Origin of the sequence: Streptococcus infantarius subsp. infantarius ATCC BAA-102 (genome assembly GCF_000154985.1) — a bacterium.
GTDB lineage: Bacteria > Bacillota > Bacilli > Lactobacillales > Streptococcaceae > Streptococcus > Streptococcus infantarius.
Genome location: NZ_DS572692.1, coordinates 220,023 through 233,056 on the forward strand (window position 1 = coordinate 220,023; position 13,034 = coordinate 233,056).

The 13,034-nt window shown below is 37.7% G+C and carries 11 protein-coding genes and 1 riboswitch; of the genes, 4 read left to right on the forward strand and 7 right to left on the reverse strand.

Annotated features, from left to right (window positions below):
• The first annotated feature begins 105 nt into the window (after nucleotides 1–105).
• On the forward strand, nucleotides 106–969 hold the full coding sequence (locus tag STRINF_RS06360) for a helix-turn-helix domain-containing protein (RefSeq protein ID WP_006532236.1): 864 nt from the start codon (nucleotides 106–108) through the stop codon (nucleotides 967–969).
• A 364-nt stretch (nucleotides 970–1,333) separates the two neighbouring features.
• The gene (locus STRINF_RS06365; protein ID WP_223903568.1) at nucleotides 1,334–2,011 is read left to right on the forward strand and encodes a hypothetical protein; all 678 of its coding nucleotides are present in this window, start codon (nucleotides 1,334–1,336) and stop codon (nucleotides 2,009–2,011) included.
• A gap of 59 nt (nucleotides 2,012–2,070) precedes the next feature.
• Here the strand turns inward: STRINF_RS06365 and pcrA are convergent, their stop codons facing one another.
• From pcrA to pdxS, 3 genes are all read right to left on the reverse strand, one after another.
• The gene (gene pcrA, locus STRINF_RS06370; RefSeq protein WP_043878388.1) at nucleotides 2,071–4,383 is read right to left on the reverse strand and encodes a DNA helicase PcrA; all 2,313 of its coding nucleotides are present in this window, start codon (nucleotides 4,381–4,383) and stop codon (nucleotides 2,071–2,073) included.
• Between the two features lie 145 nt (nucleotides 4,384–4,528).
• On the reverse strand, nucleotides 4,529–5,101 hold the full coding sequence (gene pdxT / locus STRINF_RS06375; protein ID WP_006532239.1) for a pyridoxal 5'-phosphate synthase glutaminase subunit PdxT: 573 nt from the start codon (nucleotides 5,099–5,101) through the stop codon (nucleotides 4,529–4,531).
• Nucleotides 5,102–5,110: 9 nt separating this feature from the next.
• On the reverse strand, nucleotides 5,111–5,986 hold the full coding sequence (pdxS, locus tag STRINF_RS06380; protein ID WP_006532240.1) for a pyridoxal 5'-phosphate synthase lyase subunit PdxS: 876 nt from the start codon (nucleotides 5,984–5,986) through the stop codon (nucleotides 5,111–5,113).
• 104 nt (nucleotides 5,987–6,090) lie between these two features.
• Here pdxS and pdxR point away from each other — a divergent pair, with 104 nt between their 5' ends.
• Nucleotides 6,091–7,491, forward strand: a complete 1,401-nt coding sequence (pdxR, locus tag STRINF_RS06385) for a MocR-like pyridoxine biosynthesis transcription factor PdxR (RefSeq protein ID WP_006532241.1) — start codon at nucleotides 6,091–6,093, stop codon at nucleotides 7,489–7,491.
• A gap of 180 nt (nucleotides 7,492–7,671) precedes the next feature.
• A riboswitch (glycine riboswitch) is annotated at nucleotides 7,672–7,851 on the forward strand.
• A 134-nt stretch (nucleotides 7,852–7,985) separates the two neighbouring features.
• Nucleotides 7,986–9,317 (forward strand): alanine/glycine:cation symporter family protein, encoded by a 1,332-nt coding sequence (locus STRINF_RS06390; protein ID WP_006532242.1) that lies wholly within the window; start codon nucleotides 7,986–7,988, stop codon nucleotides 9,315–9,317.
• A gap of 35 nt (nucleotides 9,318–9,352) precedes the next feature.
• On the opposite strand, the gene STRINF_RS06395 is transcribed toward STRINF_RS06390, so the two are convergent.
• The 4 genes from STRINF_RS06395 to STRINF_RS10595 all read right to left on the reverse strand — a co-directional run bounded on the left by STRINF_RS06395 (nucleotide 9,353) and on the right by STRINF_RS10595 (nucleotide 13,004).
• Nucleotides 9,353–10,207: a Cof-type HAD-IIB family hydrolase gene (locus STRINF_RS06395; protein WP_223903569.1), complete on the reverse strand. Its 855-nt coding sequence runs from the start codon at nucleotides 10,205–10,207 to the stop codon at nucleotides 9,353–9,355.
• A 70-nt stretch (nucleotides 10,208–10,277) separates the two neighbouring features.
• Entirely contained in the window at nucleotides 10,278–10,565 is a 288-nt protein-coding gene (locus STRINF_RS10585) for a cysteine peptidase family C39 domain-containing protein (RefSeq protein ID WP_006532244.1), read from the reverse strand.
• A gap of 3 nt (nucleotides 10,566–10,568) precedes the next feature.
• A complete protein-coding gene (locus tag STRINF_RS10590) occupies nucleotides 10,569–11,747 on the reverse strand; it encodes a GBS Bsp-like repeat-containing protein (protein ID WP_006532245.1) in 1,179 nt (392 codons plus the stop codon).
• A gap of 57 nt (nucleotides 11,748–11,804) precedes the next feature.
• Nucleotides 11,805–13,004 carry a GBS Bsp-like repeat-containing protein gene (locus STRINF_RS10595; RefSeq protein ID WP_223903570.1) on the reverse strand — a complete coding sequence of 400 codons (1,200 nt, stop codon included), beginning with the start codon at nucleotides 13,002–13,004 and terminating at the stop codon, nucleotides 11,805–11,807.
• Nucleotides 13,005–13,034: the final 30 nt, after the last annotated feature.

Sequence of the window (13,034 nt, forward strand, 5' to 3'; positions counted from 1 at the left end):
CTTGAAAGCGCAATAATTTTCAGAAAAATGACACAATTTTTGCAGTGAATTGATAAAAAGAGGTATAATTTTTACAAAAGAATTCTTAATAAACTGGAGTAATACATGAAATATTTAGGACAGGCCTTCAAAGAATTAAGAGAAGCAAGACATATTTCGCTAGCAAATGCTACTGGTGGATACTTCTCACCTTCGATGCTTTCAAAATTTGAAAGTGGGAAACATGACCTTTCTGCTCAAAAATTATTGATAGCTCTTGAAAACGCACATATTGAAATTAATGAATTTCTATATCTAACAAGAGGATTTTTGAAAAGTGATTTAGTAGAATTACAAGAAAAAATCTATTCTTTAGAAGAAAAGCTTGATCAAGGTGGTTTACAGAAATTATATGAAAGTGAGCAAAATAAGCAGAATAATAGAAATACAAAGATGCTTTACACCATAATCATCAAAGCACACATGAAAGCCTTTGATGAAACAACAGAACTAACATCTGAAGAAGAAACGTTCCTTTATAATTATCTTTTTAATACTGAAATCAGGGGAAAGCATGAACTATCTCTCTTTTCGATTTGTTCTACTCTGTTATCTCCTGAACTATTTACAATGTATGCTAGAGAGTGTCTCCGAAAAACTGATTTTTTAGGAGAACTAGACGAAAACCGAAAAATTATTCATACAATGTTGCTAAATGGTTTTATGCTTTGCATTGATGAAAATGATTTTATTAATGCTAATTATTTTAACAAACAAATCCAAAATCATTTTTACAAAGAAAGCGAAGCATATTACCGTACGATTTATTTATGGGCAAAGGGCTTGTTTGATTACAAGCAAGGGCATAAACAAGATGGATTGAAACAAATGAATGATGCAATCCAAATTTTAAAGATTTTAGATTGCCAATTAGCTGCCGATTATTACTCTTCTGGAATGCAAAAAGTAATCAGCGAAAACTTAAATTGATTATAATATTGAATATATTCAAGAGCTTATTTTTTTATATTTTCTTTATTATTTTTATCTACAAAAAACTCTTTAAAGAACATGACTGATTTTCTTATTTGTAGCTCGTTTAAAAACAGTCCTCTGGACTCCTTTTGAATATATTCAACGTTTTTACTCCTTGATTAAAAAATACTATAATGATACAAAATCAGTTAAGGAGTCAAAAATATGAAATTGTTTTTTTACAAATAAGGTATATCACTTCCTAACAGTTTCTCGATTTTTAAACACTATTGGTTCATCACTATATAATATTGTTTTCGTCATCTATGCTGCAACTGTTTTTCATTCAAAAATTATGGTAGGAGTAGCTAATGTAACAATGGTTATACCAGCACTCTCTTTTATGCTGTCAGCTCTGGTTATATTAATCATTAAAGACGACGCTGATTACGATGTTTTATCAAGCGATAATGAACTATCATTCAAAGAACAATTTTCTAACTTATACCATAATGTTATGTTGATTTTTAACGAAACTAATAGCGCTGATTTTATTCACTTACTCCTAGCAATTCTCTGCTTAAATATGCTCAGTGGCTCACTTAATGCTATTTATAATATTTGGCTACTGCTTGCAAAAATTGGTCACCTATCCTACAGCCAATCACTGCTTCTTATTGAGTTTATCTTAGTCGGCGGTATTTTGATTGGAAGCTTGACACCACACGATTATTTTTCTCAAAAATCAATTGTCGGTCTTTCAAATCTTATCCACTTCCCCTTAAGTATCGGTATTTTACTACTAGCATTTGCCAGTTATTTAGTCGGAAAAGTTAATCCTAAAATTAATTCTCAATTATTGAGCAATCTTCTAGCCAATACCTTAGCACAAACAAATAGTTTTCTAACTTTTTTGTTCACCTTGTTCCTTCCTGTCGGAACAGTATTATTTAGTAGTTTATCTTCGTGGAATATCACATCTACTTGGATTACATTTCTAGCTTTAGCTGTTGCTGTCTTTAAATTGTCAGCTTCTACTAAAACTGTTGCTGATTGAGAATTTTAAAAAAAGAAATCCAAGTTTTCCTTGGATTTCTTTTGGTATTACTTCTCCTATTATTTCTTCTCAATTGGTGCAACGCTGGCTAGTAGTTTTTTAAGTCCAACTTCTGGGAAATTGATTTTTAGTTCTTGAGTTTTGCCTGAGCCTGTAACTGCAAGGACAGTTCCGTCACCCCATTTTCTGTGGTGAGCGATATCTCCGATTTGCCAGTCGACTGCTTCTTTTGAAGTACTAGCTGATTGGCCAAAAGGTACTCCTTTGACGGCTTTTGAATATGGCTGCGCTCCATGTGATGTCGGTTGAACTTTCGCTTTGCGAGCTTGAAGAGCTTGTTGGAGGCTCATGCCTTTACCAAAGCTCATTGATTGATCGCTGCTATTGCTATAACGAACACCAAATGAAGAATTAGCAGGTCGAGCCAAACCTTGGTATTGCAATAACTCATCATCAATTTCACGGATGAAGCGAGATGGACGATTATAACTTGTCTTACCAAACAAGGTACGTGTATTGGCATTTGTCACAAAGAGCAATTGCTCAGCACGCGTAATACCAACATATGCCAAACGGCGTTCTTCTTCTAATTCATCTTGATCTTCAGCAGCACGTGAAAGTGGGAAGACCCCTTCTTCCATACCAATCAAGAAGACAATTGGAAATTCCAAACCTTTGGCAGCGTGCAAGGTCATCAAAGTCACTTCTGCTGTTTCAGCATTACCATCATCTGTATCTGCAATCAAAGCCAAATCATTCAAGAAACGACTTAGTTTGTCAATACCAGATTCATCTTCTGGGGCATCGTCTTGATTTTCATCAAAATTTTTCGTAACAGTCAAGAATTCTTTGATATTTTCGATACGTGCTTGGCTTTCAAGTGTATTTTGCACACGAAGGGCATCAAGATAACCTGTCTTATCAAGAACAGTTTCTACCAGTTCAGTAACACTGTATTTGTCCAAGTCAGTACGAAGATTCATAAGAAGATTAGCCAAATCCCAAACGGCTTGTGCCGCTTTTCCTTTGACACCTGAAAGCATGATGTTAGCTGATGCATCAAGCAAACTCATATTTTGAAGATTAGCAAAGTCACGGATTTTCTCAAGCGTACCAGGACCGACACCGCGTTTTGGTTCGTTGACGATACGTTCATAACTAATGTTATCGGCAGTATTGGCAATAACATTCAAGTATGAAATTACGTCTCGAATTTCCTTACGGCTGTAGAATTTCGTTCCACCAACCATAGTATAAGGAATATTTGATTTGAGCAGCGCTTCTTCAATAGTACGTGATTGCGCATTGGTACGGTAAAGAACCGCAAAATCTTTAAAGTTTTTCCCTTGTTCACGGACAATATTGTCAATCGTTGAAGCAACGAAGACTGCTTCTTCACGTTCATCACGCGCACGGTAGTAAACAATTTGTTCCCCGTCAGTATTTTGTGTCCAAAGTTTTTTCGGACGACGATTGCGGTTATTATTGATAACGGCATTAGCTGCTTGCAATATTTTCTTAGTGGAACGATAGTTTTCTTCCAACATAACAACCTTGGCTTCAGGATAATCTTTCTCAAAATCAAGGATATTTTGCATATCAGCACCACGCCAACCATAGATAGATTGATCAGCATCACCGACGACACAGATATTTTTAAAACGAGATGCCAAGAGTTTAACCAACTGATACTGAGCATGGTTAGTATCTTGATACTCATCTACGTGAATATATTGGTAGCGTTGTTGGTAATAAGCCAAAACATCTGGATTTTGGTCAAACAAACGAAGCGTCAACATGATAAGGTCATCAAAGTCCATAGCTTCGCTTTGACGAAGTTCCGCTTGATAAGCCTTATAACATTTAGCAACAATTTGCGTGTACATATCACCAGCTTGATTCTCATATGCAATCTCATCAAGCAAATCATTCTTGGCATTTGAAATGGTTCCAAGGATGGCACGTTCATTCCATTTTTTAGGATCAAGGTTGAGGTTCTTTAAAATACGTTTCATGAGCGTACGTTGCTCACCTGGATCCACGATAGTGAAATTGCGATTGTAACCAATATGGTCAGCATCACGACGCAAAATGCGCACACACATGCTGTGGAAGGTAGCAATCAACGTATCAGCCGTTGCTGGATTCAAGGCCATAGCACGTTCACGCATTTCACGCGCAGCTTTATTGGTGAAGGTAATCGCTAAGATATTCCACGGATTTACAAATTTTTCATCAATCAAATAGGCAATGCGGTGTGTCAACACGCGAGTCTTCCCAGAGCCCGCACCTGCCATAATCAAAAGCGGACCTTCTGTCGTTTTAACAGCTTCAGCCTGCTTATCATTCATACCATTTAATAAAGGATTCATCGTATAAAAGACCACGGAGGTTCTGCCATCAGCTCCCATTAGCCAAGAAAACCATCCGAGATTTATTCCTCTCTATATTAATTATTTCATTAAAATCAATGCTTTTCTATTGTACCATTTTTTAAAGAAATAATGTTGGCTGGTTTCACTTTGTTTGACAAATCTTCAAGAAATAAGAATGAATGCTGTCATTCTCATCAACTTCAGGATGAAAAGAAAGTCCGATTTGATTGCGATAACGAGCAGCGACGATTTTCCCTTGATGTTTTGACAAAATCTCAACTTCATCTTCTACCTCACTAATGTATGGTGCTCTGATAAAAGTCGCTGGCACTTGACCTAAATCCGCAAAATCAAGCGCCGTCGCAAAACTTCCTAATTGTCTACCGTAGGCATTGCGCTTAACGGTGACTGGCAAAGTTCCTAAATAACGCTTTGCTTGATTTTCTACATTTTCAGCTAGTAATATCAAGCCAGCGCAGGTCGCAAGAACTGGCAACCCCTGCTGAATCCTTTCTCGCAAAGGTTCTAAAAGCCCTAAATCAGCTAACAATTTTCCTTGTACCGTTGATTCACCACCTGGAAGCACCAAACCGTCTAGCGGCTTTTCCAAATCTTTTAGCTGACGAATCTCAATTGTCTGTGCACCTAATGAGGCTAACTTTGCTTTATGCTCTGCAAAATCCCCTTGCAGGGCAAGCACTCCAATTAAAACCATATCAACCTCCTAAATCCCACGTTCAGCCATAAGCAATTGAATTTCTTCTTCGTTAATGCCGACCATGGCTTCGCCTAGATTTTCTGATAACTTGGCAAGTAATTTCTTATCTTGATAATTTGTCACAGCTTGAACGATAGCACGCGCACGTTTTTCAGGGTCACCTGATTTGAAAATTCCAGAGCCAACAAAAACACCTTCTGCACCAAGTTGCATCATCAACGCAGCATCTGCTGGCGTAGCCACACCACCCGCCGCAAACAAAACAACTGGTAATTTTCCAGTCTCATGAACTTCTTTGACTAAATCATAAGGAACTTGCAATTCTTTTGCTGCTTGATAGAGTTCATCCGAACGAAGAGCCTTAAGACGAGCAATTTCTTTTTTCAATGAACGTAAGTGGCGAACCGCTTGAATGACATCACCAGTACCTGGTTCTCCTTTTGAACGAATCATGCTAGCGCCTTCTGCAATACGGCGTAGAGCCTCGCCAAGATTTTTAGCCCCACACACAAAAGGCACGTCAAATTGAGTCTTGTCAATATGATAAAGGTCATCAGCAGGTGATAGCACCTCACTTTCATCAATGTAATCAATCTCAATAGCTTCAAGAATCTGAGCTTCAACAAAATGCCCAATACGAACCTTTGCCATAACAGGAATGGAAACCGCCTCTTGAATTTCTTTAATCATTTTGGGGTCACTCATGCGTGAGACACCACCTGCAGCTCGGATGTCAGCGGGAATTCTTTCTAGTGCCATAACGGCACAAGCCCCCGCTGCTTCAGCGATTCTTGCTTGTTTAGGAGTGGTCACATCCATAATCACTCCGCCTTTGAGCATTTGAGCTAGTTGCTTGTTAAGTTGATAACGTTGGTTTGCCATAAAAACACCTCATTTACATTTTTATTGCTTTTCATTATAATAAAAACTGATATGGTATCAAGCGTCACTTAAAAACTTTTTTATAGGGTCAGATTGGAGATGTTATGCTTACATATTCATTGGATAAAAAGGGTGCTATTCCCCTTTACGAACAACTTTATCGTGCAATCAAAAAAGATATTACCATTGGGATTTTAAAAGCTGGAGAAAAATTACCATCAAAACGTAACCTTGCCAAACACCTTGGCATATCTATCGTTACAGTTGAAACCAGCTATGAACAATTAAAAGCTGAAGGCTACATTTACAGTCAAGCTAAAAAAGGATTCTTCGTTTCAGAAATCAATCCACACCATCCGCCCGTTGAAAAAACCATAAGGTTACTTTCAAATCCAGAAAGCAGGCCAGATGAAGCCAAAACTTATCTACGACTTAGTAATAACCAGACCAATTCCGAAACATTTCCATTTGCTACGTGGTCAAAAATTGTTCGTCAAGTTCTGAATAACTGCCAAGATGAACTTGTTCACCCCTCACCAAGTAAAGGTGTACTACTACTAAGACAAGCTATTGCTAAACACCTAAACGATTACCGTGGAATGGCTGTCGACCCTCGCCAAATTATCATCGGTGCAGGAACCGAGTATTTGTATACTATTCTCATTCAATTACTTGGGCTTGATAAAACAGTTGCTTTAGAAGAGCCAAGTTATTCAAAAATCCGTAAAATTTATCAGCAATTTCAGGTCAAACAAACCTTCATTGATATGGAAAATGACGGACTTAGTATGTCACAACTAAAAGAAACAGATGCCGATATTGTCCACCTTTCTCCTTCGCACCAATTTCCTACAGGAGCTATTTTATCTATCAGCAAACGTTATGAACTTTTAAGTTGGGCAAATCAAGGCAATCGTTATATCATTGAGGATGATTACGATAGTGAATTTCGTTTTCAAGGGCTACCGATTCCTAGCCTTCAAGAGATTGATAGCCTCGGAAAAGTCATTTATATCAATACTTTTAGCAAAAGCTTAGCTTCTACACTTCGTATTAGTTACATGATTTTGCCACCACAATTACTTGAACGCTTTGAAAAACAGCTCAGCTTTTACAACAATACTGTCTCTAATTTACAGCAATATACGCTGGCTTATTTTATAAAGGATGGGTATTTTGAAAAACACTTAAACCGTATGCGCCTGTTTTATCAGAAAAAACGTGATTATCTGATTCAAAATTTATTAGCAAGTCCTTTGAAAAATTACATCAGCATCCATGAAGAAGAGTCTGGTTTGCATTTTATTATGACCATTAAAAGTGACCTAACAGAAGATGACATTTACAAACAAGCTCTAGCAAATGGATTGCAAATGACAGCTATTTCTCACTATTATCAAGGGGAAAACAAGCACTTTGACAAGTCTTTCATCGTTAATTATGCTAATATTTCTAATCAAGATATCGAAAAGATCATTAATATTTTATCGCAAATCATTCTTTGATTTTTTGTAATTTATATTTTTTTCCAAACAATTCAAAAAATACTATTGACAAAGTTCGGTTTTTTCTTTAATATAGTATTCAAATCAAATAGCAAACCGAATGATGTCATTCAGGAGAAGAAAGCTTGCCTTTCGCCGAAGGAGTTACGCTCTCAGGTGTCATAGACAGGACTGGGTGATGGACGGACTTCTGGAGAGACCTAGTCATTTTTTAAATGACACTAGTGATCTTTCGTTAGTATGTTTTTAAGGACTGAGTATTGTAATACTAACATGAAAGAACTAGATAGGCGCCGAAGGGGCAAGGCTAGATATACACATCTAGCTCAAACTCTCAGGCAAAAGGACAGAAGATAAGAATCGATTAACAGGTAAGGTGTATTATCTTTGTCAGTCTTCTTATCACTTTTCAGGAGTTATCACTACGATAACTCCTTTTTTCTATTCTAACTGGCATCATAGGACGCTATGTTTTATAGGAGACTTATTCGTATATGCTAAACTTTTTTACAATGCTAGATGATATTGTCTGGGGTGCCCCACTGCTTATTCTCTTGGTGGGAACAGGGATTTATTTAACTATTCGTCTTGGCTTACTCCAGGTTTTAAAATTACCTAAAGCCTTTAAATTAATTTTCGCAGACGATAAAGGTCAAGGGGATATTTCTAGTTTTGCCGCTCTTGCTACTGCTCTTGCAGCAACAATAGGTACTGGTAACATCGTTGGTGTGGCAACAGCTATCAAAGCTGGTGGTCCTGGAGCCCTCTTTTGGATGTGGATTGCTGCTTTCTTTGGAATGGCAACAAAATACTCTGAAGGACTTCTTGCTATCAAATACCGCACACGCGATGATAACGGCGAAGTTTCTGGTGGACCAATGTACTATATCCTAAATGGTATGGGCAAACGCTGGAAACCACTTGCAATCTTCTTTGCTGTCGCTGGTATCCTTGTTGCTTACTTTGGTATTGGTACTTTCTCACAAGTTAACTCAATTACTTCATCACTTGAAAATTCATTTGGCTTAGCGCCACAGATTGTAAGTATTATTGTTGCTGTAATTGTTGCCATCATTATCTTCGGTGGAATCAAATCAATTTCAAAAGTTGCTGAGAAAGTTGTTCCTTTCATGGCGATTATCTACATTCTCGCAACTTTAGCCGTAATCTTTACAAACTTCGATCAAATTCTTCCAACATTTGGTCAAATCTTCACTGGTGCTTTTACTGGTACAGCTGCTGTCGGTGGTTTTGCTGGTGCCGTTGTTAAAGAAGCCATCCAAAAAGGTATCGCGCGTGGGGTCTTCTCAAATGAATCTGGTCTAGGTTCAGCTCCAATAGCTGCTGCCGCTGCAAAAACAGAAGAACCTGTTGAACAAGGGCTTATCTCAATGACTGGTACTTTTATTGATACAATTATCATTTGTACTTTGACTGGTCTTTCAATCATCGTTACTGAAAAATGGACTGTAGCTGGTCTAGAAGGTGCCCCTCTGACTCAAGCAGCATTCTCATCTATCTTTGGAACTCCTGGTGCTCTTGCTTTAACTTTCTGTCTTGTTCTCTTTGCCTTTACGACAATTCTTGGTTGGTCATACTACGGTGAAAGATGTTTCGAATTCCTTTTCGGAACAAAACATATCAAACTTTACCGCGTTATTTTTGTCATCATGGTTGCTCTTGGTGGATTCTTAAAACTTGAGCTTATCTGGATTATTGCTGATATCGTTAATGGCCTCATGGCTCTACCAAATCTTATTGCTCTGCTTGCTCTATCACCAGTTATTATCCGTGAAACAAAAAACTATTTTGCTCGCATGAAATAAAGCAAACACTCCTGAATGATTTCAGGAGTGCTTTTTTAATGTGATTCTAGGTATTGTTCAATCATTTGAAAAACACCTGATTTAGCATTCGTTGGTGCTATAAAGTTTGCAACTGCTTTCACTGTCTTGCTAGCATTTTCCATGGCATAAGAATATTTCGCTAAGCGTAACATAGAGATATCGTTATCACCGTCTCCAAATGTCATGACCTGATCAGCTGAAATGCCTTTTAAGGCCATCAGCTCTTTTATCCCTAGCGCTTTGTCAACACCAGGCAAAACCACATCAATAGCCCCAAGTCCGCTTGCCATTGGCACTAAATCAGGAAATTCTTTTCTAAAATCCTGGATAACACTTTCAAACAAAGCCATTGGGAGCTGCGTGGTGCTTTTATTAATCTTTTCATGTGGCAACTCAAGCATATTATCAAGTAAAATCACATTTGGAAAGCTGGCATTGTAATACTTCAAGCGCTCTGGATCGCCTAGATTCTGACAGCTATAAGCTCCTTTTGTCATGTAAGAATGCTCGGGCGATGAGATCACGACATGATAGTCGTCAAAATGTTTTTCATAGTATTGTAAAAAGTGTTGCAATTGCTGCGCGTTTAGATTTTTGAGGTAAATCGTCTGATCCTTAACAAGTAAGTGACCACCATTACCAACAACATAAGCCAAACGATTGGCCAAATTTCCAAACACAATCTTCATTCGAGAGATTTGATTGCCTGTCGCCACGACAAATAGAATTCCTCTTTTATCCAGCTCATCCAATAGCTGCTCAAAACGCTTGGCATCAAACTGGCCTTTTTCATCTAAAAAAGTTCCATCCATATCCACTGCTATGAGTTTTATCATCTTTTTCACCATTTCAATTTTTTCTAATACCATGATAGCAGTTTCAAAAAACTTTAGCAAAAGTACGACGTAAAAAAGGAAGTATAAATACTTCCTTTTCATTTTAAATATCTGTCACTTTAACAAATGAATTGCCTAAACCATTGATATCACCTGATTGGGTACTTTGTTCTCTCCAAAGCCATTCGATAGGATACCAACCGTTGTTTGCTGCATTATATGGGTCATAAACGTAAGTATTTCCATTTGAATACCCTTTAAGAACAATTTCGTGACTTGTTCCAAAGCCCCAAGGTGAGAACTTATCTTGTTGAACAGCAGCCAGAACATGATGTCCTTCTTTCAGTGCAGCTGACAATTGTGATGAGCTATGAAGTACCGTTGCAGTCATTCCCTAATGTTGCGCTGCAATCACGACACCTTGTCCAGTTGTTCCAGCATCACCACGATTGAATTCGACTGTATTGTTGTAAAGATAAGCACAGACAGTTGTCAGCAAAATTTCCGTTCCTGTTAGTGAAGAAACAAGCATAGCTACACTAGTTGGGGCACAAGCTGTTGAAGCCATTCTATAGCCTCCAAAAGTAATATTTGCCCAGCGTCCATCACGCTGATTGTAATAAGGTGTATTGAAGTTCGTACGTTTGACTGTAAATTCTGTTGATGTCAAGAAATACATTTGTCCGTTATCAGATTGGTAAACATGAATGTGATAAGTTCCTGTTCCAGAGAGATTAGCTATATTAATTAGTCCTGTGGCATTTGACCCTGATGTTGTCGCATCATACCATCTGATATCATCTTGATCATTCACATCAGACCAAACGGCATATTTTACAGTACCATTTGAGTAAACACCAGAAATATTAACACCATAAACACCAGTTCCTTTATAAGTCGTTGAAACACTAGTGGTTATTTCCTTGTTATTAAAAGCATATTGACCAAGGTTATAACCAACAGTTTCACCATCTTTGGTCTTAACATAAACATGGACCATATAGTCTGCAGAAATGTTATGATGATATTTTTCGTCAACCGTAATAATGACTTTTCCGTTTGAAACGTTTGAACTTGTATACCAATGAAGATTTTTCTGTGCAGAATCAGACCAAGCAGCCACTGTAACACTAGAAATGTCTTTTGAAGACTCTGTTTCTGCAATCACAACTTCTAAGCTACCTTTTGAAGCATCGTAATTTTGAACAACTACTGTTGGTTTTGTTAGTGACTCATTAAAAATTAAATCAACACCGTCTGAGCCTGAAAGGCATGTAAAGGAATGAGTGACTTCATTTGTACCATAAACATGAACATTGTAATGTCCAGACTCAAACTTATGATTTTTAGCGTAGAAAGTGTAGACATAAGAGCCATCTTCTTGCTTAGTAGCATGATACCATTTCATATCATCTTGACCATTTTTACTTGTCCAAGTTGGTAATTGAATATCATGAACATAAACTGGAACATCTGTCACCGTTACTTTTGCAGAATAGTCTGTTAACTTTTCAATTTGAACCCTTACTTCTGGTTTTGTCACGTTAATACTTGTTGCACTGATACATACCATTTTTCCCTTAACAACAGTATAGGTGTGAATAAGATATGTCCCATAATCGCCAGTATACTAAGCCGTTAGTTGACCGTTGGTTGGAACTTTGTACCAAATTAAGTCATCTTGATCATTGTTGGCTGACCAAACCACATGGTAAACGGTCATATCTGAGCTAACATCACTTGGCATGCTAATTTGAAAACCATTTGTTGTCAAAGTTGGTTGAACATGAACATCACTGAAATGGTAATCAGCTTCTATGCTTGTTCCTGTTAGACAAGTTAGGGAATTCGTAACTGCATTCGTTCCATAGACATGAACATTGTATTTACCACCTTCTAGATTGTGTTCAGCAATACTGAAGATTCTTGTAAAGGTGCCATCGGCGTTCTTAGTAGTGCTATACAACTGAATATCATTTTGTCTACCTTTTTCTGTCCATGTTGGTAGTTGAATACTAGTGATGTAAGCTGGGATATCACTGGCAGTCACTTTATAAGTTGTGCCATCAACCTTTGTGATTGTGACCTTAGCACTTGGTTTTGGCACATCAATGGTACGACTATTTAAACCAATCATTTGACCATTGATATTTTGGTAAGTATGGATATTGTATTTTCCGTATGAACCAGTGTATTTGGCTACGACGTGTCCTTTGCTACCAGCTGTGTACCAAATAAGGTCATCTTGACCATTGACCTCAGACCAAACCGCAAACATGATTTTAGCACCTCCTGGAATGGTCTGGTTGTACTGAATATCAAAACCTTTGTTCGTTAAGGTCGCACTGGTTACTTCGTCTGTAGCGTTTCCTGTTGCTCTGCGTTCAGCAACAAGTTTTTGATTGTCATTAGCAGTAATTTCAGACTTAACGTTTTGTGATTCATCCGTAAGCTGACTGTTAGCATTAGCATCAACGATTGACTCAGTTTGATTTTCAGAAAAATTGTCAACCTGCTCGGACTCAGCACCAGTGGAATTACTGTCGTCAGTAACTGCTGCTTCTTTATCGTCATTTACTTCTGTTTGCTCAGTAGTTGTCGTACTTTGCTCATCATTAATTGAACTAGATGCTGACTCAGAATTAAGCTCATTTGCCTTATCATTTTCTGACAAATCACTAGTTTCTTCAGACAAACCAGCATCAGCCTGATAATTTTCACTATTGATATCAGCTAACACGCTATTAACAGTGGCGCTCGTACTTGCTTGCACTTCATCAGCGCAAACACCACCAGCTCCAATAGCCGTCAGCAAGACACCTGATAACAAAAGTGTTCCAATAACACCCTAAGCTTTTGA